This window comes from Paenibacillus sinopodophylli, assembly GCF_005930355.1.
In the GTDB taxonomy this organism is placed as follows: Bacteria; Bacillota; Bacilli; order Paenibacillales; family Paenibacillaceae; genus Pristimantibacillus; species Pristimantibacillus sinopodophylli.
In genome coordinates this window covers 941,977-966,595 of record NZ_VDBO01000001.1, presented here as the reverse complement: position 1 = coordinate 966,595, position 24,619 = coordinate 941,977, and the positions used below count along the sequence as shown (strand labels likewise).

The window sequence follows — 24,619 nt, the reverse complement described above, 5'->3', positions numbered from 1 at the left end:
GATAAGCATCTATTAGTACCCATAAGGAAGTGAATCAGCATTGACGAAGGATAGTAACCAGCTCGCTACGGATAAGAAGCAAGGGCAGCTAAAGGATTACTCCAAGTATTTCGATTTTAGCGATGCAAAAGTGATTGATCAGGACGAGAATTCAACGACCTACCGCATTAAAGGAAGGATCGTCAACATAAATGCTGCACCAAGCCATAAAGACGAGAAGAAGCGCGGCAAAGAGGATATCGAGGTTCATTATGACTTTTCGATTCCAGATGAGCTGCGGACAATGGGTGCGGGCAAGCATTATTTGATCCAAACCTACGGCTGCCAAATGAACGAGCATGATACGGAAGTCATGAAGGGCATGTTCGAGGAGATGGGCTATACAGCTACGGAGGATCGAAATCTTGCAGATGTTATCTTGTTGAATACTTGTGCCATACGCGAGAATGCGGAGGATAAAGTGTTCGGCGAGCTTGGTCATCTCAAGACGCTCAAAACCGAAAAGCCTGACTTGCTGCTTGGCGTTTGCGGCTGTATGTCTCAAGAGGAATCGGTAGTCGGCCGTATCCTGCAGAAGCATGCTTTTGTCGATATGATCTTTGGAACGCATAATATCCATCGCCTGCCTTACCTGCTTCAGAATGCATACTTCAGTAAAGAGCTCGTTGTGGAAGTATGGTCCAAGGAAGGCGATATTATAGAGAACATGCCTAAGAAACGTGAAGGCATGCGTGCTTGGGTTAATATTATGTACGGCTGCGATAAGTTCTGTACCTATTGCATTGTACCGTATACAAGAGGCAAGGAGCGCAGCAGACGTCCTGAGGATGTCATCGCTGAAGTGCGAGAGCTGGCAAGGCAAGGCTTCAAAGAGATAACGCTACTCGGACAGAACGTAAACGCATACGGCAAGGACTTCGAGGATATCCGCTATCGTTTCGGCGATCTTATGCATGACATGTCGAAGATCGATATTCCGCGTATCCGCTTCATGACAAGTCACCCGAGAGATTTCGACGATCATCTGATTGAAGTACTTGGAACGGGTGGTAACCTAGTCGAGCATATCCATCTGCCTGTCCAGTCCGGCAGCACGGAAATCTTGAAGCGGATGAGTAGGAAGTACTCTCGTGAGATGTACTTGGAGCTTGTATCCAAAATTAAGAAAGCGATCCCGAATGCGATGCTGACTTCAGATATTATCGTTGGTTTCCCTGGGGAAACGGATGAGCAGTTCGAAGACACGATGACACTAGTGAAAGAAGTAGGCTTCGATTCGGCTTATACCTTCCTCTATTCTCCTCGTGAGGGCACGCCTGCTGCGGGTATGGAAGACAACGTACCTTTAGAAGTGAAGAAAGCAAGACTTCAAAGGCTGAACGCTCAGCTTGCAGCTAATGCGAGAGAAAAGAACGAGCAGCTCTGTGGTCAGATCGTCGAGGTGCTTATTGAAGGCGAAAGCAAAAACAACGCAGCGATATTGTCAGGCCGTACGCGTACGAATAAATTAGTTCATTTGGAAGGTCCTAAGGAATGGATCGGACAATTTATTATGGCTAGAGTAACAGAAGCGCAAACCTGGTATATTAAAGCAGAATCGTTGGAACGGAATGGACAAGAAGCCGTAAGTTAACGGCAAAACAGGAGAGATGACAAATGGCAGAGCAGCAAACAGCAGAAAATCAAGGAGCGCATTGCGACCATGATCACGAGCATGGAGAAGGCTGTGGTATCCCCAGCTTTCACACGCGCGACTTGCTAGTACGCGATGATATTTCCACAAAGGCGAAGGAGCTTGCAGAACTAATCTTTACATCTGAAGAGGTTCAGCACTATCGCCGTGCGGAGCAGCAAATCAACGGCAATGAGCGTGTTCAGCAGTTGATTACGAAGATTAAGAAGAAACAAAAAGAAGTCGTGGCATTCGAGACGACCTTCAAAAATGCGGACATGGTTAAAAAAATTGAAGGTGAGATGGAAACGCTGCAGGACGAGCTGGACGGTATTCCAATCGTTACGGAATTTCAACAAAGCCAAACCGATATTAATTATTTGCTGCAGCTTGTTATTTCCATCGTACGTGATACTGTTTCTGAGAAAATTAACGTTGAAGATGCTTCAGAGCCTGCTCCAGAAGAATGCAGCGATTAATCGGACACTAACTAGAATCGAATAGACTAAGATGAAGAAGCGCTTGCCGAACAGGGCAGGCGTTTTTTGTGCTTCATATATGAAACACAAAAAGTAGCGGCATAAGTGGAGAGAACAAAGTCGTTCTGGAGAAATGGATGAATTCTCTCTTGGTTTGTAACTTTTTCCAGATGCTAAACGTGTATAGCATAAGGGAATGCTGAAGAGCCATTCGGCAGGCAAGGGGGAGATTGCAGCGCCGAACAGTATTGATGATTTATATATGCTTTATATGAAAGATGTTTATCGTTATTTATTGTTCCTCTGTCAGGACCGCCATACGGCTGAGGATATAGTATAAGAAACGTTCTATAGGGCGTACTTGTATTTGGATAGCTACAAGGGCGAGCGAGTGAAGCCGTTGCCTCATCATGCACTCATTGATTATAAACGGAAAGAGAAGCGTTCGAGTCCTCAGGAGGCACCTTATTTCGAGAAATTGCAAAGCAAGGTTACTCCAGAAATGTTGTTTCTAGTCAAGGAGCGGCTATACGAGCTAGGCAAATTTATTGGCAGACTGCCAGATAAACAGAAGCAAGCTCTGCTCCTGCATGATTGGCATGAGCTTTCCTATGCAGAGTCGTCAGACATTATGGGTATTGGATTATCTCATTATAAAGTGGTTTTATATCAGGCAAGACAGACGCTCAGGCAGCTGCAGAGGGAGGTCAATGATGACGGAACGCTTTAAACAATTATTGAGAGACTATGAGGAAGGCAAGCTATCAGCAGAAGAACGGTTGGAAGTTGAACAGGAATTGCAAAAGCTTGAGGTTTATCAAGCCTACATGGATGAAATGCTCGAGAGTGGAAAAAATCAGGTTTATGCAGGAGCACAACTCAATTCCATGGAGTTAAACTCTAATCAAGAAAGAAAATGGATGAAGCGGGGTAAAAGGAATGCACGATTCTGGAGCGTGGGTATGGTATTTGTCATATTGATGCTGCTAATTATAATGAATTCGATTCTGACATCCCTCTATTACACGACAGGCAACCCCGTACGCCAGATCGTTTATAGTGATGTTTTGGGGTCAGCGCTATCGGTGTCGCGTCCTAATATTAGGGTATCACTTAGCAGCACGCCGACTAATATTTTGGCAACCCGTTTTTTTGGCACAATAAGCAAGCAGATCGGCAGCGAGAGTGAAACGGTTGGCACTTATTCCCAGACATTCAGACTTAATCAATGGATAGGTTCAAGGGTTGATACATATAGTGATATACAAAATCGCTCGAATTTGTTTTTCTATTTGCCAGGTGCAACGGAAACAGCACGAAGCAGCAACGAATGGTCGCGTTTAGAAAAGCTGCCCGAAGGGACGGTTGCCGAAGCGTATGTGTCACTGGATAATTATTACGAGCAGAGCGACGTGCTATCCAAATTCAGTGGGAATGTGTTGAATCTCGTGTGGTATGCGGTTAGAACGGCGACTGAGGGTTTTGAAATGGGAGAGCAAGCGGTTTGGAATCCGTTGGGATTCCCGAGCATACCATTGCATCATCATGTAAAAACCGGTTTGCAAACAGATGATTACAAGCAAACCCTGCAACTATTACTCGAATACAAATCCATAACAAGGTCTGTCGTCTCAACAAATCTGATTAAAGAGGCTCTGGATTATGCGAATGAGCATGGTGTTCAGATTTATGGTGTCGTCGTGACAGGACCTGTAAAGGAGTTGCTTAAACTGCAGGAGGTTAGCTTTGTAAAGGCTATTCGGATCGGCGAGGTACGATTATGGAATTGGAATAACGAATAACAAAACGCGTATTCTCGTTGATGGATTTCAACAGGAATACGCGTTTTTTCGGATTGTGAGTTAAATATTAGCCTTGAATTTCGACATCCTGTTTGTTGCTTCTGATAGTTGACGAGCGAATATAGACGATGTAAGGTGTTAAAGAGATGGCGAGAATAGTGCCCACGATCGACTTTAATGCATCGCCAATGATGAATGGATAGAAGCCAACTGTCATCGCTTTCTGGAATGAGAGTCCGGTCATATGCATCAACCATGGAATGCCTGGTATGTATGCGGCAAGGGAGCTGAATAGCTCAAAGATAAGGAAAAAGATGATAATAGCAAGCCATTTATTTTCTTTTGAGCTGTGTGTTTTTAGAAACAAACCTACTGCGAGGCTAACCAGAAGGGCGCAAAACGGAAATGCAAAGATGAAGCCGCCCGTTGGTCCGGTAAGTTGGGCGATGCCGCCTCCACCGCTGAATAATGGCAGACCGATTGCTGTAAGTACGATAACGATGAAGATGCTAAGAAAGGCGTTGCGCGGCGATAGGAATAAACCAGCTAGAACAACTCCTAATGTTTGTAGGGTAATCGGTACAAGCGAGCCTCCCAGTTTAATCGTAAGTGAGCTCATGATAATAAATAAGGCTGCGAATAAAGCGATGAACACAAGTGAGCGAATGTTGTTTCTTTGCATGCGATTGAACGACTCCTTTATGTAGTTGCGTTATTATTGTTAACCATTTATATTAAAATAAGGTTAACAATTCGAATTGTAGCATAGCGAATCGTTTTGGGGAAGAGGTTGGGTGAAATTTTTTGAAGACGGATAAGCAAGTGGAAATAAAACAGATCAGTGTTACACCACCATCCATGCGAATAGGAAATGAACCGCTTCCGATATTGAAGAATGTATCGCTTACCACTCGGCAAGGCGAATGGATAACGCTGCTTGGCCGTAATGGCAGCGGGAAGAGTACGCTGGCAAAGATAGCGGCGGGGTTTCGGGTATCCGGGCAATCCGGGCAGATAACTCGCACAATTAAGACAGCAGCCGAAGGCAAGCCGGTTCCGATTGTGATGCAGCAGCCTGAGGCCGCAATGGTAGGGGCGACGCCGTGGGAGGATGTTGTTTTGTTGCTTGAGCAGAATGAGCTTGCGGGCATTAACATCCCTTATGAAGCGGAGAAAGCACTCGAGCGTGTAGGTTTGGGTGAGCGGCTTCATCAGCCGATTGAGACACTGTCGGGGGGACAGAAGCAGCTTGTTGCCATTGCAGGCTGCCTAGCCTCCCAATCACCTATGCTTGTACTCGATGAGATTACGGCAATGCTCGATCCGGAAGCGTCGAGCTTCGTCCTGAAGCAGGTAAGAGCACTTCACGATACGGGTATTACGGTTATATGGATTACACAGAAGTTGGATGAGCTGCGCTCAGGTGATCGATTGATTGCGATGGAGGATGGGGCTATTCGATTCGATGGACAACCAGAAGCTTGGTTCAAGCGATCTCAAGCGGGTACATGCGACAGCTTGTGCGAGCAGTTCGGCCTCGAGGCGCCTTATGCGGTTCAAGTTGCTTGGGAGCTGGACGTACTCGGTATTTCCTTATCGCCCCTTCCATTGACAGCAGACATGTTGGCGGAGGCGGTGAAGCGCCATGCAAGCTGATTGGAAGTTAAGTGGCTTGTCTGTTACTACAGAAGGCAAAGATCGTACTTATTTGCTTCATGATGTAAATATGGCTTTCAAAGCTGGAGAGATTACATTGCTCATTGGTCGTAATGGAGCGGGAAAGTCGACGCTGCTAGAGACGATGGCAGGCCTGCGTCCCATTGCCGAAGGCGAGGCGATGCTAGGTGATGAACCGCTGTGGATAGATGGAAAACGTAAGAAGCGATTGAATCGCAGTGCTGCGCTCCGACTAGGCATAGCGATGCAGAACTCGGAATCACAATGGTTTGCTGCTACTGTTCGTGAAGAGCTGCTGTATTCCTTGAAGCCGTATGCTGTAGAGGAAGCAGTATCGATTCAGAGAATCGAGCAAGCCATTAATCGAGCGGGGCTGCCACAGGAGCTGCTTGAGCGTGACCCTTGGACGCTCAGCGGTGGTCAGCAGCGACGGCTCTCGCTCGCCTGCTTGCTGGCGTGCGAGCCGGAATGGCTGCTGCTCGATGAGCCGACGGCGGGGCTCGATGCCGTCGGTATTCGCCGCCTGTGCGCAGTGCTGGAAGCGCACAGGGCGGCAGGGCGCGGAGCGGTCGTTGCCACGCACGACCTCGACGCGCTGCTGCCGCTGGCGGACGCGGTCGCCGTGGTCAGCGGCGGCACGGTCCGCGCAGCGGCGCCTGCGGCGGCGATCGCGCACGCGGCAGATGCGCCGCAGGCGCTTCGCGCGCTGGCAGCGCTGCGCGCGGGGGCGGCTTTGCCGCCGGGGCTTCCGGCGCCGGTAAGCGGGGCGCCGTGGCCAGCGCCGCGTGAAACGGCGCTGGCCATTGCCGCGGAGCTGAAGCGCCGAGCAGCGGATGAGCGCAGCCCTGCAATAGCGCTGAGCAGCTCAAGCGAGCGCTCAGCGCCATTAAGCTTCTCGGCATCCAATGAAAAGCTAACTGCTCACAAGGAAGTCGGCACGGTCCAACAGCCCCTATCGAGTGCGGCATCGGGCAATAAAAGAATGGTGCTGCGCAATGATACTTTCGACCCTCGTGCCCTTGTGCTTGTCTATTTGTTTCTGGCGGCATGTCTCTTAGCGCAAAAAACAGCCGTGGGTCTTCTTTTATCTGCAATGATTACTTGTCTATTGGCGTTTCCGTTACGAGCCTTTATACGGCCGTGGGTTCGCGTTATTCGTGCCTATATCATCATGATTATCATTTTCTGCATAGTTGCTGGCATTGCCTTTAATCCATTGACTTTCGATGCAGCGAAGGCATGGCCGATCGCGCTTAGGTTCGGAGAACTGCTGCTAGTGATGATTCTAGGCATGCCTATGCTAAAACTGATGACGCCTTATCGGCTGCAGCGTGCGATTGAACAAACGTTTGGCTGGCTTGAGCGATTGAAGCTTCCTATTCACAGCTTCGCCCTAATCGTTACGCTAATATTCAGGTTTATCCCGCTGCTAACCGGTGAATGGGAGAGATTTGCGAAGCTTGCACATGCGAGGGGGAAGTCAGCTTCAATAGCTAAATCGGTTCCGTTTAATAGAATCGTTCCAACACTTATCCCCTATGTTCGTTCTATTCTACGATTAGCGGAGCAGATGGCAGATGCGCTTGAAGCGAGGGGATTCGGCTACGCAAGACGTAAGCCGGTATATGCCTTCCGATTGCAATTTGGACGTGCCGACGCCAAGTTAGCAGGAACTGGCCTTATAAGCGGACTACTTCTGTTAGGTTTTGCACATATGCTTTAACTGCGGAATAACTTGTTTCGTCCAATCTCCTTCTTCATCAGCAAGCAGCGTTCGCCAACCATGCGAGGCTGCTTGCTTTAGATTGCGCGGATGATCATCAACGAATAAAATGCTGCACTCCGGCGGTAAAAGCCCCATTACAGATTCAAAAACGTCAGGATGAGGTTTCTTCAAACCAATCTGATTCGATATGGTTACCGATTGCAAATAAGGCTTGATCATTGAGATGATGGGATCAACCCAAGCTGCTATATGATTGCTAAGTAGATGAATATCTGCGAGCGTATGCCATTCCGGGATGAGTGCCATAGCTGGGAGAGGCTGCAGGCATTGGCTTAAGGTTGCATATGCTTGTTCCCGGCTAAGCAGCGGTGTGTAGGTTATGACCCAATCCCAGAACTGTTCCTCCGAAACATGTCCTGTCCACAATTGCTCGCTTATTTCCTGTTTGTATAACGCATATAGTTCACTTGCTGGAAGCGTGGTTTCAGCCGCTAATAGCTGCCACAGCGAAGGGGTTAAATTAGTCGCAAGCACCCCTCCGATATCAAGAACTAATTGTGGTCGTGTCATTTGAGCAGCTCCTTTGCAGTTGTCTTCGGTTTAATAATTGAAAACTTACGTTCGGATCTTGCCCAGACGACAACGAGGATGAGGGCAACAGCACCAAGCATAGAGCCAAACAAGAAACCGCCGTTCAATCCCCATAACTCATTCAACCAGCCAGCTAGGAAAGGGCCTGAGAACATGCCGATGGCGTATAAGGCTTGGTATAAGCCCATCGCGGTCGCTCTGCCAGGCAAGGCGACGTCGCGGATAGCCATCCCAAGCAGCAGCGGCAGGTGGAGTCCTTGTGCGAATCCGTTAATCGCCTGTGTAATAATCAGCATAGTGAAAGAATCCCCCAGCACCATTGCTGCAGTACATATAGCGCTTATCAGAAAGCCGGCTCCGATCGTCCCCCAATCTCCGAACTTAGGCGTGAACCATCTGGCCGTCACAAGAGATGCGAAAGCATGTGGCAGCATAAAAGCGAATACGAGCAAGGTCAGCTTGAGACCGTCTGCGCCGATTTCCTCTGCCTTGAGCGGTGTGAAGCCAAACATTGTAATAAAAAGCACGCCATGTGCGAGAATTGACAATATGGAAACTTGCAGCAAGGTTTTTGTTCGAACGACGTTTTTGATCATTGCAAAGGACATACCTGGCTTGCCATTCTGCTGAGTAGGAGGCTCCTTGATAAACCATACAAGTGCCAAACCTAATACGCCGATCACAGCCCCCAGTATAAAAGGAGCATAAGGGCTAAATCCATCCGTAAGCCAGCCGCTGAGCAGCATGCCAGTCATTTGACCAGAAACGATCATGACGCTAATATTGCCCATCGCTTTGCCTGTCTGCTCCGTACTGAAATAGCTAGCGTACAGAACGGTATAAGCAACCCAAGTAGAAGCACATATTCCTGCCATCAATCTTCCTGCGAGCGGCCAGAGCCAAGAACCGGGGATAAGAAAGAAGAGGCAGCTGATAGCAGCAGTCAGCATCCCGAGCATAATAAATGGCTTTCGTTTGCCTAAGCGATCAGACACAATGCCAAGTGGAAACCGTACGAACATTTGAACAAAGCCATAACTGCCGAGTACAATACCTATATAAGGCAAGGATAGCCCACGATCGCTAAGGTAGGGGGATAGGGTTGGGACATATACGTACATCGAGGTCCAGTATAAAATAGTAATAATCGTAAAGAGCATGCGCTGTGCAGTTGATATTTGATTCATAGCAGCAGTAGTCCCCTCTCTTTTTTTACTTTAGCGTATTACACTCGCCGTTGTCACTCCTCATTTTTCAAGGGCATTTGGGAACTTATCCCTAATGTGAAGCGTATAAAGCAGAGGTATTGTAATCGGACAGCTAAATTTTGCCGTTAATAAACGAAGAGGTGAACAATAATGAATAGCGAAAATCGTGGTTCAAAAAGCGTATGGAAAGAAATAAGGGAATGGACAGTATCCCTAGGTATTGCTGTAGTAGTCGCACTGTTGTTTCAGAACTATGTATATGCGCAATCTGAGGTTCAAAATGTTTCCATGCAGAATACGCTCGTAGCCGGTCAGCGGCTAATAGAAGACAAATGGTCTTATCATTTCCATGAGCCGCGTCATGGTGATATCGTCATCATTAGCGGACCTGAGAGCGAGCTTAGGTTGATTAAACGTGTTGTAGGACTACCGGGTGATGTCATTGATATTCGTGAAGGTGAAGTCTATTTGAACGATGAAAAAATCGAGGAGCAATACGTCAAAGGACAAACAAATGCAGGCAGTGTCGCTGTTCCTTATACGGTAGAAGAAGGACAGTTATTTGTTATGGGAGACAACCGCGAACATAGTATGGACAGTCGATCAATCGGAACCATTGCCCGATCCAGCATTGAAGGCAAAGCTGTACTGCGTATTTGGCCTCTGCCTAAATTTGGTACATTAAGTAACGAATAGACACCTAATTTCAGTCGGTCAGGTATGCTCATTCATTTAATTAACAACATAATAATTTAACGTAGTTAAATAAATGCATATTCAGTTATTACGGCTCTGGCGGCCAAACGTAATAGTTTTGTAAGAAATGGTTACAAGTTCGTTTAGAAATAGACATTATGATAAACATTAGTTGGGAAGATATTGTTGAGCGAGGCGTGAGCGGAATTGTCGATTCGAGTAAAGCTTTACATGTCTTACTTAGCGATGGTGGTTTTGCCCCTCATTATGATGTGCGCATTTATGTTATTCGTTTTTTATGCTCGCGGAGTTGAGGATGTAAGACAATACTTTGAACATGAGAATAAAGAGCCTTACCTACAGGCGCTAGTGTACGGCGAGCTTTCTTACGTGCTTCGCAAAGATGCAGGCGAGCTTGAGAAGGAAGAGTATGTTGCAGAAATCCAAAACAGGCTCGGTGAGCAGTGGGCAGGGCTCGTTATTTTTAGAGATCGGCAAATGACATCTGTTGCGCCGTTTCTGGCTGAGACCGCCCCAAATCAGGATTGGGGACGATTCTTGGACGAGCAGCCATCCACCGTCAGCTTTAATTCATATCCTTTCGAAGTAGACGTCATAGACTTCGAGTACCCGGACGGAGGGATCGGTAACGCGCTTTTGTTTAGAAGAAATGATACGGTTCCTATATATTGGCGACCAATAGGGACGATTTTCAGCCTGGCATTTATCGGATTGAGCAGTTTGCTGCTAACGTATTTCGTTTCGAGAAGCATTATTCGCCCCATTAAGAAGCTAGAGTCAGCTGTTCTGCATATTAAGGATGGCGATCTTTCCCATAAGGTTGAATCAACAACGAAGGGAGAGATCGGACAGTTGAGTAATGCTTTCGAGGATATGAGGGTTAGGCTGAAGCAATCGATCGACCAAAGTCTGCAGTACGAAGAAAATCGAAAGATGCTGCTTTCTCATATATCACATGACTTAAAAACACCGATATCAGCCATCAAAGGTTATGTAGAAGGAATCATGGACGGCATCGCCAATACGGATGAGAAACGAATTCGGTACATGGAAACGATCTATCGAAAAGCAACCGACATGGATCAATTGATTGATGAGCTGTTTCTCTTCTCAAAGCTCGATCTTCAGACCGTAGCCTTTGATTTCAAAGGACTGGACATTCGACGTTATTTGGAGCATTTCTTGGACGAGCAACGCTTCGATCTAGAGAAGTCTGATGTAGAGCTGATCTATCCAAGTCTGGTGACTGAGCCGCTCATCATCGCTGCCGATCCGGATAAGCTGAGCCGTGTTCTGACAAACATATTAAACAATTGCGTTAAATTTATGGGTCAGGACAATGAACTAGAGAATAAACGGATTTTTGTGAGGGTGAGAGAGCTTCAGCATCATGCTTTAATTGTCATTGAAGATTCAGGGCCAGGTATTGAAGAGGCCGATTTGCCGTTTATATTTGACCGCTTCTATCGCGCTGAGCAATCACGCAACTTAGAAACAGGAGGAAGCGGGCTTGGACTCGCCATTGTTAAACAAATAATTGAAGGGCATGGCGGTTCGGTTTGGGCTGAGAACGCTGAGCAGGGCGGTGCAAGGTTTTGCTTGAAGCTGCCGAAATCAACAACCGTCAAAACGGTGGGCGATTATGAAGAACATACTAATCATTGAGGACGAGAAAGCCATTGCCGAGCTTGAACGTGATTATTTGGAAAGCTACGGCTTCACTGTACACATCGAGGGCAGGGGCGATATCGGACTTCAGAAAGCATTAGATGGAGGGTATGATCTTATTATATTGGATGTTATGCTCCCCAAAATGGACGGCTTCGAGATTTGCCGTCAAATTAGACAATCTACAAATATTCCAGTGCTAATGGTTACCGCCAAAAAAGAGGATATCGACAAAATACGCGGTCTCGGACTTGGCGCAGACGATTATATGACGAAGCCCTTTAGTCCAAGCGAGCTTGTGGCAAGGGTGAAGGCGCATTTGGCAAGATATGAGCGCTTAACGGCAAATAACAACGAGCGAGGCGAGCATATCCGCATTCGCGGCTTGTTTATTGACAAGCTCTCGCGCCGAGTCATGATTCACGAGAAAGAAGCGATGCTGACTTCCAAGGAATATGAGCTCGTACTTCTACTTGCCTCACATCCCAATCGTGTGTTTGAGAAGGAAGAGCTATTTGAGAGGATTTGGGGATTGGAATCCAATGGCGACGCAGCTACGGTCACGGTTCATATTCGGAGGCTGCGCGAGAAAATAGAGCATGATCCGTCTAAACCCCAATATATCGAGACAATATGGGGAGTCGGCTATCGATTCAAAGTGTAGATAGAAAACAAGGGAGTGGAACAGGTTGAAGAGTATGATTAAGTTTTCGCTGAATAACAAATTTGCTTTATGGATTCTGACATTGCTTGTTTTATTCGCAGGACTGTATTCTGGATTGAACATGAAAATGGAAACTTTGCCTGACATTACAGTTCCGATCGTTAGTGTCACGACGGTTTACCCAGGTGCAGCTCCAGAAGAAATTATGGAGAAGATTACGAAGCCGATTGAACAGAGAACTCGCAATCTAAAGGGTGTTAAGCTCATCAGCTCAACCTCTTATGAGAATGCCTCATCCGTTGTTGTTGAGTATTCCTATGAGACGGATATGGACAAAGCAGAGTCGGAGGTGAAAAACCTTCTCTCGGAGCTGACGCTTCCTGAAGGTGCTCAGCAGCCATCCGTGTCTCGAATTAGCTTGAATGCATTCCCTGTTGTATCGTTAAGCGTATCTAACGAAAGCGTTGACCTAGAGCAGCTTACGAAAGCTGTGCAGGATAATGTGCTGCCGCGCTTACAGGGTATTGAAGGTGTAGCAAGTGTTCAAATTTCCGGACAGAATGTGAAAGAAGGCGAGCTTGCCTTCAAACAAGAAAAGCTTAAGGAAATCGGTTTGACTGAGGATATGGTGAAGGGCATCGTCCAAGCATCTGTCTTGTCGGTTCCACTCGGCATTTATGAGTTCGGCGATTCCGAGAAAGCATTGTTTGTGGATGGCAACATTACTACCGAAGATGATTTGAAAAACATGGTCATTGTGCCGGGCGTTAAGCTTAGTGATGTTGCTGATATTAGCATCATCGGCAAAGCAGAGTCTATCTCAAGAACGAACGGTGAAGACGCAATAGGACTTAATATCGTCAAATCTGCTGATTCGAATACAGTAGATGTCGTAAATAACGTCAAAGATGAGATCAAAGAGCTTGAGAGTAAAAACGATGGCTTATCATTCGTGATGACGCTTGATCAAGGCAAGCCAATAGAGGATTCCGTGCATACGATGATCAGCAAAGCGATTATTGGAGCATTGTTCGCAGTCATCATCATTATGATTTTCTTGCGCGATATTCGATCGACGATTATTGCAGTAGTATCGATACCATTATCGATTCTGATTGCATTGCTCATTCTAAGTCAAATGGATATTACGTTGAATATTATGACGCTTGGCGCAATGACGGTTGCGATAGGCCGGGTTATCGATGACTCTATTGTTGTCATTGAGAACGTATATAGACGATTGGCTCTTCCGACTGAAAAAATGAAGGGCAAGGAATTGATTCTGGATGCAACAAGGGAAATGTTCGTACCGATTCTTGCATCAACAATCGTTACAATTGCCGTCTTCCTGCCGCTTGGACTTGTTTCTGGCATGATCGGCGAAATCTTCCTTCCGTTTGCACTAACAATCGTATTTGCCTTGCTAGCGTCGCTCCTCGTTGCGATTACGGTTGTACCGATGCTTGCGCATATGATGTTCCGTAAGGGCATGAAAGCAGGAAAAGTAAACCATGATAAGCCAGGTCGTCTTGCTGAATGGTATAAAGGTGTACTCCGCTGGTCGCTAAACCATAAAGGTATCGCATTCGGCTTAGCTGTACTCCTACTTGTCGGCAGCTTGTTCCTATTGCCTATCATCGGTACTAGCTTTATAGCTGGCGATGAACAGAAAATGATCGTTGTTTCCTATAATCCAGCACCAGGCGAAACTCGTGAGCAAGTAGAAGAAATGGCGCTAGTTGCGGAGAAGCAACTGCTTGAGCGCGATGGCATTTCAGTTGTGCAATACGCGGTCGGGGGGCAAAACCCGTTTAGTCCAGGTGCGTCGAAACAAGCGCTGTTCAACCTAAGCTATAACGAGGATTATGCTGATTTCACTGCAGAGAAAGCAAAAATCGTTCCACTTCTTCAAGAATTGGGTGGAAAAGGAGAGTGGAAGGAGCAGGACTTCACAGGCGGCGGTTTGGGTGGTTCTGGTGTCTCCATGCTCGTATTTGGACCAGATATGAAGACGCTCCAACCGATCGTCGAGGATTTAACGAAGAAGCTTGCTGATAATAAAGACTTGAAAGGCATTGATTCCAGCTTGTCGGCAACGTATGAGCAATACCGACTTGTAGCGAACCAAGAAAAGCTGAGCGCAAATGGCTTAACTACGGGTCAAATCGCAATGGCACTTAGTCCGGTACGTGAACGTCCGGTATTGACTACCATTGAAGTGGATGGCGAACAATTCAACGTTTATGTGAAGGTTGAAACCAAAACCTACAAGAGTAAGGCAGATCTCGAGAACGTGACGTTGACTTCGCAAACAGGTGCTGAAGTTGCGCTTAAGGATGTTGTCACAATTGAAGAGGGTGAATCGCCTAATACGATTACAAGGCGAGATGATCGGATCTATGCAGAGGTATCCGCAGATGTAACTGCATCTAATGTGGGCAAGGTTTCTACAGACTTGCAAAAAATGATTGATGAGTTGGATCTTCCAGCAGGTGTTGATATTGAGATGGGTGGCGTAACCGAACAAATCAATGAATCGTTTACGCAGCTTGGACTGGCTATGCTAGCTGCAATTGCGGTCGTATATCTCGTACTTGTTATTACATTCGGCGGTGCTGTAACGCCATTTGCTATCCTGTTCTCCTTGCCGTTCACGATTATTGGTGCGCTTGTCGCACTGCTTATCGCTGGAGAGACGCTTAGCGTAACGGCGATGATTGGAGCGCTGATGCTGATCGGAATTGTCGTTACGAACGCGATCGTACTCGTAGACCGAGTGATTCAGAAAGAAAAAGAAGGTCTATCTGTACGTGAATCGTTGATTGAAGCGGCTGGTACGCGTCTTCGTCCGATCTTGATGACGGCGATTGCTACCGTTGGCGCATTACTCCCACTTGCATTCGGGTTTGAATCAGGCGGTCTTATTTCGAAAGGGATGGCGGTGACGGTTATCGGCGGCTTAACAAGCTCAACGCTGCTCACACTCATCATCGTACCGGTCGTTTATGAATTCTTGAATCGCAAACGGAAGCATCGTGTAGCTGAAGAAGTATAAGCTTTGAAGACTGTCACTCGGTTAATCCCAGTGGCAGTTTTTTTATGACGTATAGGAATGGATATGAGTTTGTTCATCCTTACTCTATATGTTTCGTTGAAACGATGGCGTCTGCAGTAAGGACGCAGTGAGGCGTTTCTTCTTAAATATGGCTGTTTTGCATCAGATCATCTAGTCGAACGGTTCTTAGATATTCAAATTGCAGGAATAAGAAAAACGTGACGAGGCTATCCTATGAATTATTCTATTTATATGGGTAGGTGGTTTTCACATGCTGCGTCATATTGTCATGAAGGCTGTATTGGTATTGCTTAGTCTTACTCATTCGGACCTAACACCCGCGGAGGAGTCTGCCATCTTGGCTGAGCCTACCTACGCGAAGTGGGGTAAGCTTGCAGTTGAAGAGACGTCAAAAACGTATCGGAATGCTTCGATCATTGATTATAAATACGAAGGAAGAAAACTGCTTCCAAGCGGTAAAGCGTCAGAAAGCTTCGTGCTTTGGCTGCGTAAGGATACGAGGGAGTTTGGTGTTCGCGTAACGATGACGATTGATTCTTATTCGGATAAGCTCGTAAAACTAACCATTACAGAGTTGGATGTACAATAATTGGAACATTGCTGCATCATCAACGTACTACAGAAGACTAAATAACTTAGGCTTCAATGAGAAGCGGGAGGAGCTTGATCATGCTAGTATCAACTACACCAACAATTGAAGGACGTCCCATTCAAGAGTATGTAGGAGTGGTAACTGGGGAAGCCATTATGGGTGCTAATGTTGTACGGGATTTCTTCGCATCAATTACCGACATAGTAGGCGGCAGATCAGGAGCATATGAGAGCAAGCTGAAGGAAGCGCGCGATGTCGCATTCGGAGAAATGAAAAATCAAGCGGCTGTTCTGGGAGCAAATGCAGTTGTAGCGATCGATATTGATTATGAAGTCATTCGCGACGGAATGCTTATGGTCGCTGTCAGTGGAACGGCCGTTCGTCTCTAAAATAACCGTTTAAACGAAAACGGCAAAGTTCTGATTAGCATAAGCTGTGCTTATGCAATCGAGCTTTGTCGTTTTTTGTTTTGGGGAAATTACTAAATTGGGAATTATTGCAACCTTTCGATTGTAAAAAACGTTAAAATAAGGATGTACATGATTTCGAAAATAAAGAGAGGGGTCGGAGGGTGAAACAATTGAGAAAAAATGGGAAACGGACTGCTGCGCTGGTAGTCTTATTTAGCATGCTTGCCTTAATGCTTGTCTCAACAGGAGGGGCACAAGCCGCAACTTCAGAAAACGGGATCATCTTGAACGCAATAGCCGGCTTTAAAGGCTCCGTGAAGCAAGATGAATGGTATCCAGTGAAGTTATCGTTAACGAATTCGACGGATGAGGATTTGAAAGGTGAGCTTGTCATTTCTTATATGATGCAGAGTACACAAGCGACAAGCGACATTATTATACCGGTTGACCTGCCTATGGGATCAGTTATTACATTATCAGCATCCATCCCTGGTGACATGTTAAATGCAAACAATAACAAAATCCGCTATTTTCAAGGCTCCTTCAAATCAGGAAAAAGCATTAGAATGATCGGAAATGACTTCATATCGACTAATGGAATGAGCAGTAGCACGATTGGAATCGTATCACGTGATTCGAATACGCTGAATTTCATGCCGTCATTGAATCAAACGGGCTATGATATATCGATTATTCCAGTCGTAGAATCAGAGCTTCCAACGGATGCGGCCCTTTTGAATGCGTTGGATGTGCTTGTCATTAACGACACCTCAACAAGTGATTGGAACGAGCAGAAGCTTAAAGCGATTGAGGACTGGGTCAGGCAAGGAGGGACACTCGTACTCTCAGGTGGTGCCGGATATGCGAAGACAGCTGCGGGCTTTGCAGAGATTACTCCGTTCACAGCAACAGGTACGACACAGATCACGAATCAAATATCGGTCAATGATGGCAACAAAACGGTAATCAAACTACCTACACCTGTTACTGTTTCCACTGGCATAATTACTGAAGGGAACATCGATCAAGCAGAAGGCGGCATTCCGCTTGCCATTTCGAGAACAGTCGGATTTGGAAGTGTCAAATATGTTGCTTTCGACCCATCACTTGAACCGCTGGCTACGGCAGCAGGCAGCGCGTTGTTTTTTGCAACCTTGCTGAATGACAGCATCCTGCCGTTGCAGCCTGGAAGCATTATCAATAATTCTGATTTGTATTGGAGCTTGAATAACCTAGTAGACCGTTTTCCATCAATTAAGCCTCCTAATATGACATTGCTCATTATGATGTTTATTGGCTACATGGTTATCGTGGCGCCTGTACTCTATTTCCTATTGTCAAAAACGGATCGGCGGGAATGGTCTTGGTGGCTCATACCTTGTTTGGCTGTCATTACTGGCATTTCAATTTTCTACATAGGAGCAGAGGATAAGCGAGCGAAGTCTGCTCATACGATTGAGATTATCGAGCTCACTGGACAAGGTGATGCCGTTCGATCAGGTGCGACAGCCGTCTTCATACCGACAGGTGGAACAGTGAAAGCTGAGTTTGAAGAGAAACTAAACATAAAGCCGTATTCGGAAAATAATTTTCAGAACAGTGGGCTTGTACTAGACGGTAATACGCAAGTTGTAATCGGAGATGAAAAAACATCGATGGTTTGGCGATCTGTTCCTTACTGGTCAACTCGCAAGCTGTGGATGGATCGCAGAATGATGGAAACCGATCCGGGTCAACTGACGCTTGGGTATAAGCGTTTGAATAATGATTTGGAAGTAACCGTGAAAAACGATACCATTGCTGATCTTACCCATGTCGCTGTTCTGATGAATGGTACGGTTTCGATGATTGGCGACCTGAAACAGGGAGAAAGCGGCGCAGTTAAGGTTAACAAAGGAAGTTTCCAACAATCAGGCTTTTATTCCTACGGAAATATGATATTCCAGTATCCGTCAAATCACATGAATGATGAATTCAGCCGCCATCGTGAACTAGTAGATACCTACTTTAATAACAATAATGGAGGAATTGTATCTCCTGTTCCGATGATCGTTGGTTTCCGTACGAAGCATGACAAAACGTTCAAAGTAAATGGCGATCGTGTTGAAACAGATGAACTTGAGCTCTGGTCACAACGCCTTGAAACGACTTTTTTGGACGATAAACGCTTGCTCATACCATCGGGCTTTATTCGTCCGATTATTATACAAAATAACTTACAGAGTTTAAATAGCCATGGAAATAATATGTATTCCTTTAATGATGGAGAACTTGTATTCGAATATCAATTGCCTAATGCCAGCTCCGTTACTTACGATAAGCTTGATATTACGATATTGAACGGAATGCAGAATGTGAGCAAGATCATTTCAATTTGGAATGACACGACTGGCAAGTGGACGGATATTCAGGCTGCGATGGCTGCTCCAAGCGAACACCTGATTCATAATGAATTCCTTCGTATGAAAGTTACAGCCGTGGGATCATTCGAGATGAGCATGCCATTAATTGCAGTCGAAGGAGAGGTGAAATAATCGAGATGTTACAAAACAATGATGTCGAAATTATAAGTGTAGAACGATTAAAGCCCACTTCCTTGGAACCGGCACCAACAGAGAAAATAGAAGTTCCGATGATTGAAATTAGGCAGCTTACCAAAACATTTGGAAGCTTCCAAGCGCTCAAATCAATCGATTTGACGATACCTAAAGGAACAGTATTCGGCTTTGTAGGGCCGAATGGAGCGGGCAAGTCGACAACGATGTCGATTCTAGCCACTTTGATGTTTCCAACTTCCGGCACAGCGAAGGTCGATGGCCTAGATGTGACCAAATATCCGAACGAGGTAAGGAAGCGAATCGGATATATGCCTGACTTCTTCGGTGTGTATGACCAGTTCAAGACGGTTGAGTATTTGCATTTCTACGGAGCGAGCTATGGTATTCCGAAATCAGAACGTGAGCAGCTTATTCCGCAGTTGCTTGAGCTTGTTAATTTAAGCGACAAGAAGGATGCATATGTGGATACCCTCTCCCGTGGAATGAAGCAGCGGCTCTGCTTGGCAAGATGCCTCGTCCATGATCCGGAGCTGCTCATTCTCGATGAGCCTGCTTCTGGTCTTGATCCTCGCGCGCGAATTGAGATGAGAGAAATATTGCGCGAGCTGAAGGCAATGGGGAAAACGATTATTATTTCCTCGCATATTTTACCCGAACTCGCCGAAATGGTAGATGAAATCGGTGTGATCGAGCATGGTCAAATGATCGCTATTGGTAATGTGGCAGATATTCAAAACCGTTTGCGTGTGAAACGTTTTCTGCATATCAGGCTGCTTGGACGGGAGGATGAAGCCGAACATTTTTTACGGGATCGTCCGTTAGTTAACCGGCTATTGCGTGATGAAAGAGGCATCCAAATTCATTTCGGCGGACAGGATGCCGAGCAAGCAGCGTTGCTGAATGAGCTGGTTGCTGCTGGTTTTCAGCTTGTATCGTTCAGTGAAGCGCAGACGAATTTGGAAGATGTATTTCTTGAGATCACCAAGGGAGGCGACGGCTTCGAATGAGAGAGCAGACGAGTGTGAAGCAATCATCAACCAGTTGGCGGAATAAATTAATAAACCCTGTACTAAACAAAGAATTCAAGCTGCGGATGCGAACGCCAAAAGCCATGTGGACGTTGTTCTTCTATTTATTCGCTATCGGTTTAATGGCATTCAGTGCGATTTATATTGTGGAAATCAATACGGGCGGCTCGCGGTCGTTCAACCCTGAGCAAAGCAAGGTGTTATTCTATTTCCTGAGCTTCGCGCAGCTAGGACTGATTGCATTCATGGCACCAGGGCTTACTGCCGGCGTCATTAGCGGTGAGCGAGAGAAGCAGACATTGAATCTGCTCCTTACCACACAGCAAAGCTCGGCGACGATCGTGCTAAGTAAACTGGTGTCGTCACTAGGCTTTATGGTTTTAATCGTAGTGAGCACGATTCCCGTTTACAGCATGGTTTTTCTATACGGGGGCATTTCTCCAAAGCAGCTTATTCTTGTTTTTCTGTTTTATTTGTTTGTTATGCTTGTACTCGGTTCGTTCGGAATCTTGTTTTCTTCGATGTTCAAGCGGACGATGGTATCCGTTATTGTCAGTTACGGCGTAACGTTGTTTATATTCGGAGGGACGGCTTTGATATACGTTGTGCTCATGAGTACGACGGATCGGTTTTACACCTACAATGCGAATACGTATAGCTGGATTGGACATGTTCTAGCTTGGAATCCCGCTGGTGCGCTATATAGCATCCTTGATCCAGAATTTACGGATCAGGCTTATCGAATATATGGGCAGCCAATTGCTACAAATAAGCAGCCTCTCGCATTGTGGAAGGAATTCATGATGATCTATACCTGTTTGTCTATCCTTGCGTTGTGGCTGGGCATTCGGTCGCTTCGTCCAAGGATGAAAAAAAATTAAAGCGTATAAGCCTTCAGGGATAAATGGATTGATTTCAATTTTTAAACGCTAAGGAGGCTCGCCCATGCAAAAAGAGTCATTGCTGTCGCTGCTTCAACCCGTTAGGCATCGCTTGACGTTATTTACGGTAAGCAGACATGCGCTGGCTGGCCTGTTGTTCGGAAGCATCTGCAGTCTGCTTGTGCTTGGTGCGAGCTGGTTATGGCCGATTCGATATGCTCAAACTTTGATTGTGGTATTAACAGCTGCCGGGTTAGTGGCTGGAGCAGGGATCGGCGTATGGAGAAGAGCGACTGTTCGGGAAGCAGCACGGGTGATGGACCGCGTAGCAACTGAGGATGCGATTTCAACCGCTCTTGACGGCTTGCAGCGAGAAGGAGATGACGAGCTGCCAATCGTTAGGCTGCAGCGCGAGGAAGCGGAGCTGGCTGCCGAGCGTTTCGTCAGCATGCTGCGCGCAAGGCTGCCTTGGCCGGCTTGGCGAAGCTGGCGGCGTATGGTGTACGGCGCGGCAGCGGTATGGGTGGTGTCGACAGCGCTGCTCGTCATGCCTAATCCGCTCGATGAGCGGGCACAGGCGCTTGCCGAGGCGAAGGATCGGCTGGCGGAGCTTGAGCTCAAGGCGGAGAAGCTCGTCGAGGAGGCTGCTGCAGCGGAGCTTCCAGAGGAAGCGAAGCGGGAGCTGTTGCAGCCGCTCGAGGAGCTGCGAAGCAAGCTTGATGCGCTGAGCGGCGACGGGGCAGAAGCGTTGGAGCAGTTGGAAGCGGCGATCAACGAGCTGAAGCTGGCAGCCGAGGAAGCAAAACAGGCTGCTGAGCGAATGGGAGCTATGGCGGATGCGATGAGTGCAGAGCCAAACCTTAGGCAGCTCGGTCAAGCGTTGCAAGACCGAGATGCCGCAGGCATGCAGCAAGCGATCGACGATATGCGATCGCAGCTGCAAAGATTGACGCCAGCGCAGCGTGAAGCACTGGCGGAAGCACTGGAGCGGCTGGCAGCACAGCAGCCGCAGCAAGAAGGCGCCGCGGCGCTTGAACAGGCCGCGCAGCAAGCTCGCGCCGCAAGCGATGCCGCCTCTGGCGGCGAGAGCGACGGCGATGCGCTCGCCGCTCTGGAGCAAGCGCTCGCCAGCGAATTATCGCAAGGCGAGCTGGAGCAGCTGGCCCGATCGCTGGCGGACCAGCTAGATCGATCCGCGCAGCAACTAGCCGCCTCTGACGGTGGTTCGCCTGGCTCGTCCTCAAGTGGTGCTGGTACATCACCTCATGGAGGATCGAACCCGAGCTCTGGCTCTGGTTCCGGTTCTAGCTCTGGCTCTGGCTCTAGCCCTAGCCCTAGCCCTAGCCCTAGCTCTGGTACTGGCTCCGGCTCCGGTTCCGGTTCTAGCTCTAGCTCTAGCTCTGGCTCTGGCTCTGGCTCTGGCTCTGGCTCTGGCTCTAGCACTGGCACTGGCACTGGCACTGGCTCTGGCTCTGGTACTGGCACTGGCTCCGGTTCTAGCTCTAGCTCTGGCACTGGCTCCGGAAGTGGAGAAGGTACGGGTATGGGCGTTAGAAACTTAGTTACGACGCCTCGCCATATGGAGGGTTCGGGTAACGTGCAGCAGGATGGCGGGCCATCGAGCGGTGGACAAACGGAAACAGGCGGGCAATCGCCGATGATAGATGGTACAACACGGCCATATGAGGATGTCTATAACGAATATGCGACCGAAGCTAAGCAGTCGCTTGGTCGATCACAGCTACCGAGCAGCATGCAAGAGAAGGTTAAGGAATACTTTGACCAAATACAACCAAACCGTTAAGGAGGCCGTCTGATTTGATCGAATCGAAAGCACAGGTAGAAGAAGCTGCCGCGAGGATTGCTGCACTTCGAGATGAAATTGGCCGCGTCATCGTTGGTCAGCATCATGTGGTAGAGCAGCTGTTATGGTGTTTGCTTGCTGGTGGTCATGCGCTGCTGGAAGGCATTCCGGGTCTTGGCAAAACAATGCTAATTCGCACGCTTGCAGACTGCGTAGCCTTGCAATTCTCAAGAATTCAATTTACACCTGATCTTATGCCTTCAGATATAACGGGTACCACGTTGATTGACTTCAGTACACAAGGAAACGCAGCGCAGCGCTTCCAGCCTGGGCCGCTGTTTGGCAACCTTGTGCTTGCTGATGAAATAAACCGTGCCACGCCAAAAACACAAAGTGCACTGCTTGAGGCTATGCAAGAAGGAACGGTAACGGCAGGTGGAGAAACACATCGCTTGCCTAAGCCTTTTTTTGTACTGGCTACACAGAATCCCATTGAGCAGGAAGGAACCTATCCACTTCCTGAGGCACAGCTCGATCGATTTCTGTTGAAGATAGGGGTTGAGTTTCCAACTCGTGAGGAGCTCAAGCAAATCGTGCTTAGAACAACCTCAGCATCTCAAGCCAATGCAAACGCTATCATGTCTGCTGCGGAGCTTACAGAGCTTCAGATGGTAGCAAAGCAGATTCTCGTTGCGGAGGAAATGCTGGATTGGGCGGTTAAGACCGTTATGATGTCTCATCCGCAGGAGTCTGATGCGCCTGACGAGGTCAAGCGTTTCGTTCGATATGGTGCTGGACCAAGGGCGCTTCAAGCGATCATCTCCGTCAGCAAGGTCAGAGCTTTGGCTTCCGGAAGACTGCATGTAACCTGGCAGGATATTCGGCATACTGCCATGCCTGTATTACGTCATCGTATCGTGCTCAGTTATGAAGCGCAGGCAATGGGGCTGACCACAGATCGAATGACGGAAGCTATATTGGCGGTTCTAGAGGCTGAACGATGAGCAAAAGTAAGCTGTACGGTTCGAGTTCGCATTCCGGAATTTCTGGTCAAGCTTCGTTAACAGCACAAGAAGTGCTTGAGCACTTGTTTCCGAATCAAAGCTTGCTCTCCGAGCTTGACCGAATGAGCATCCGTTCGGGGAATCGGGTCAAAGGCATGTTGGCTGGTAAGCGCCGTTCCAGTTCACTAGGCGGTTCTCAAGAATTTGCGGATTACCGGCCATATTCGCCTGGCGATGATGTTAGAAGAATCGATTGGAATGTGTACGGACGCACCGGGAAAGCGTACATGAGGCAGTATTGGGACGAGCAGGAGCTGCAAGTGAGCTTATATGTAGATGTATCACGTTCAATGCACTTCGGGGAACGAAACGGGAAAAAACTTCCGTATGCGCTAAGGCTGGCTGCTTGTCTTGGCTATATGGCGCTAGGCGGCGATGACCGTGTATCCATCAAGCTGTTTCGGGAGCGAATCGTAAATGAGCTTCAGCCACTTCACGGCAGAGCTGCGGTGCCTAAGCTATTTCAATTTCTCGGGGAAGCGCTGAGCCTGTCCGATTCCGAACAGAAAACGGAGCAAGCGTCGGATGCCGACTTTACAAATATATCCATGCCCTTTAACTCTGGTACTGCTTTGCCTAGGAGGCCAGGCTCTGCTTGGGTTCTGACAGATGCGATGTTCGATAGCGGGGTTGAGGAGACCATTGTTTCTTTGCTGGCTGCTGGTCAAAAGGTAGTGCTCGTTCATCTCCTATCCCAAGAAGAGATTGATCCTGAATTAAGTGGAGAGCTCAAGCTGGTCGACAGCGAGCTTGGCACGGACAAAGATGTAGCCATTGGTCACAAAGTTCTAAAGGATTACAAGGCAGCTGTTACCGAGTTCCAGCTCAAGCTAAAGCGCATCTGCGCTGAACGAGGTGCGGTTTATGTTTTTGTTAACACATCTACTCCTCTGGAAGAGACCATCAGACATACATTGTTATCCTCCCAGCTGTTGAACAACTGAATCACATGAGGCGATTAGAAAGCACATTCCTTTCACATTTTTTTTAGACAAAATAGAG

21 protein-coding genes are annotated in these 24,619 nt (G+C 47.4%); 18 read left to right on the top strand and 3 right to left on the bottom strand.

Annotated elements, in window-relative coordinates; genetic code table 11:
* Positions 1–40: 40 nt before the first annotated feature.
* The 4 genes from miaB to FGT79_RS04215 all read left to right on the top strand — a co-directional run bounded on the left by miaB (position 41) and on the right by FGT79_RS04215 (position 3,953).
* A complete protein-coding gene (miaB, locus tag FGT79_RS04230) occupies positions 41–1,633 on the top strand; it encodes a tRNA (N6-isopentenyl adenosine(37)-C2)-methylthiotransferase MiaB (protein WP_138751515.1) in 1,593 nt (530 codons plus the stop codon).
* A 23-nt stretch (positions 1,634–1,656) separates the two neighbouring features.
* Positions 1,657–2,151, top strand: coding sequence for a YlbF/YmcA family competence regulator (locus FGT79_RS04225; protein ID WP_138751514.1), 495 nt, complete (start codon positions 1,657–1,659; stop codon positions 2,149–2,151).
* Between the two features lie 367 nt (positions 2,152–2,518).
* On the top strand, positions 2,519–2,881 hold the full coding sequence (locus FGT79_RS04220) for an RNA polymerase sigma factor (protein ID WP_246096146.1): 363 nt from the start codon (positions 2,519–2,521) through the stop codon (positions 2,879–2,881).
* Complete coding sequence (locus FGT79_RS04215; RefSeq protein WP_171056071.1) at positions 2,862–3,953, top strand: anti-sigma factor; 1,092 nt, start codon at positions 2,862–2,864, stop codon at positions 3,951–3,953. Before FGT79_RS04220 ends, FGT79_RS04215 begins: the two co-directional genes overlap by 20 nt.
* A gap of 67 nt (positions 3,954–4,020) precedes the next feature.
* Here the strand turns inward: FGT79_RS04215 and FGT79_RS04210 are convergent, their stop codons facing one another.
* Positions 4,021–4,635 carry a biotin transporter BioY gene (locus FGT79_RS04210; RefSeq protein ID WP_138751512.1) on the bottom strand — a complete coding sequence of 205 codons (615 nt, stop codon included), beginning with the start codon at positions 4,633–4,635 and terminating at the stop codon, positions 4,021–4,023.
* 122 nt (positions 4,636–4,757) lie between these two features.
* On the opposite strand from FGT79_RS04210, the gene FGT79_RS04205 reads away from it, so the two are divergent.
* Positions 4,758–5,609 carry an ATP-binding cassette domain-containing protein gene (locus FGT79_RS04205; RefSeq protein ID WP_138751511.1) on the top strand — a complete coding sequence of 284 codons (852 nt, stop codon included), beginning with the start codon at positions 4,758–4,760 and terminating at the stop codon, positions 5,607–5,609.
* A complete protein-coding gene (locus FGT79_RS04200) occupies positions 5,599–7,353 on the top strand; it encodes an ATP-binding cassette domain-containing protein (protein WP_138751510.1) in 1,755 nt (584 codons plus the stop codon). Before FGT79_RS04205 ends, FGT79_RS04200 begins: the two co-directional genes overlap by 11 nt.
* Here the strand turns inward: FGT79_RS04200 and FGT79_RS04195 are convergent.
* Both FGT79_RS04195 and FGT79_RS04190 read right to left on the bottom strand, forming a co-directional pair.
* Positions 7,330–7,926, bottom strand: a complete 597-nt coding sequence (locus FGT79_RS04195) for an HAD family hydrolase (RefSeq protein WP_138751509.1) — start codon at positions 7,924–7,926, stop codon at positions 7,330–7,332. The two genes, FGT79_RS04200 and FGT79_RS04195, sit on opposite strands and share 24 nt — an antisense overlap.
* Positions 7,923–9,134 (bottom strand): MFS transporter, encoded by a 1,212-nt coding sequence (locus tag FGT79_RS04190; protein ID WP_138751508.1) that lies wholly within the window; start codon positions 9,132–9,134, stop codon positions 7,923–7,925. Before FGT79_RS04190 ends, FGT79_RS04195 begins: the two co-directional genes overlap by 4 nt.
* 171 nt (positions 9,135–9,305) lie before the next feature.
* Here FGT79_RS04190 and lepB point away from each other — a divergent pair, with 171 nt between their 5' ends.
* From lepB to FGT79_RS04130, 12 genes are all read left to right on the top strand, one after another.
* Positions 9,306–9,851: a signal peptidase I gene (lepB, locus tag FGT79_RS04185; RefSeq protein ID WP_138751507.1), complete on the top strand. Its 546-nt coding sequence runs from the start codon at positions 9,306–9,308 to the stop codon at positions 9,849–9,851.
* A 207-nt stretch (positions 9,852–10,058) separates the two neighbouring features.
* A complete protein-coding gene (locus FGT79_RS04180) occupies positions 10,059–11,537 on the top strand; it encodes a sensor histidine kinase (protein WP_138751506.1) in 1,479 nt (492 codons plus the stop codon).
* The gene (locus FGT79_RS04175; protein WP_138751505.1) at positions 11,515–12,204 is read left to right on the top strand and encodes a response regulator transcription factor; all 690 of its coding nucleotides are present in this window, start codon (positions 11,515–11,517) and stop codon (positions 12,202–12,204) included. The genes FGT79_RS04180 and FGT79_RS04175 overlap by 23 nt, the downstream gene beginning before the upstream one ends.
* 25 nt (positions 12,205–12,229) lie before the next feature.
* Positions 12,230–15,259, top strand: a complete 3,030-nt coding sequence (locus FGT79_RS04170; RefSeq protein WP_138751504.1) for an efflux RND transporter permease subunit — start codon at positions 12,230–12,232, stop codon at positions 15,257–15,259.
* Between the two features lie 271 nt (positions 15,260–15,530).
* A complete protein-coding gene (locus FGT79_RS04165; protein ID WP_138751503.1) occupies positions 15,531–15,869 on the top strand; it encodes a DUF3889 domain-containing protein in 339 nt (112 codons plus the stop codon).
* Positions 15,870–15,949: 80 nt separating this feature from the next.
* Positions 15,950–16,261, top strand: a complete 312-nt coding sequence (locus tag FGT79_RS04160; RefSeq protein ID WP_138751502.1) for a heavy metal-binding domain-containing protein — start codon at positions 15,950–15,952, stop codon at positions 16,259–16,261.
* Positions 16,262–16,443: 182 nt separating this feature from the next.
* Positions 16,444–18,816 carry a hypothetical protein gene (locus FGT79_RS04155; protein WP_138751501.1) on the top strand — a complete coding sequence of 791 codons (2,373 nt, stop codon included), beginning with the start codon at positions 16,444–16,446 and terminating at the stop codon, positions 18,814–18,816.
* Positions 18,817–18,914: 98 nt separating this feature from the next.
* On the top strand, positions 18,915–19,847 hold the full coding sequence (locus tag FGT79_RS04150) for an ABC transporter ATP-binding protein (RefSeq protein ID WP_138752922.1): 933 nt from the start codon (positions 18,915–18,917) through the stop codon (positions 19,845–19,847).
* The gene (locus FGT79_RS04145; RefSeq protein WP_138751500.1) at positions 19,844–20,749 is read left to right on the top strand and encodes an ABC transporter permease; all 906 of its coding nucleotides are present in this window, start codon (positions 19,844–19,846) and stop codon (positions 20,747–20,749) included. Before FGT79_RS04150 ends, FGT79_RS04145 begins: the two co-directional genes overlap by 4 nt.
* 64 nt (positions 20,750–20,813) lie before the next feature.
* Entirely contained in the window at positions 20,814–22,553 is a 1,740-nt protein-coding gene (locus FGT79_RS30935) for a hypothetical protein (protein WP_171056070.1), read from the top strand.
* A gap of 14 nt (positions 22,554–22,567) precedes the next feature.
* Positions 22,568–23,557 (top strand): AAA family ATPase, encoded by a 990-nt coding sequence (locus FGT79_RS04135; protein WP_138751499.1) that lies wholly within the window; start codon positions 22,568–22,570, stop codon positions 23,555–23,557.
* Positions 23,554–24,561 (top strand): DUF58 domain-containing protein, encoded by a 1,008-nt coding sequence (locus FGT79_RS04130; RefSeq protein ID WP_246096144.1) that lies wholly within the window; start codon positions 23,554–23,556, stop codon positions 24,559–24,561. The genes FGT79_RS04135 and FGT79_RS04130 overlap by 4 nt, the downstream gene beginning before the upstream one ends.
* The last annotated feature ends 58 nt before the right edge of the window (positions 24,562–24,619 follow it).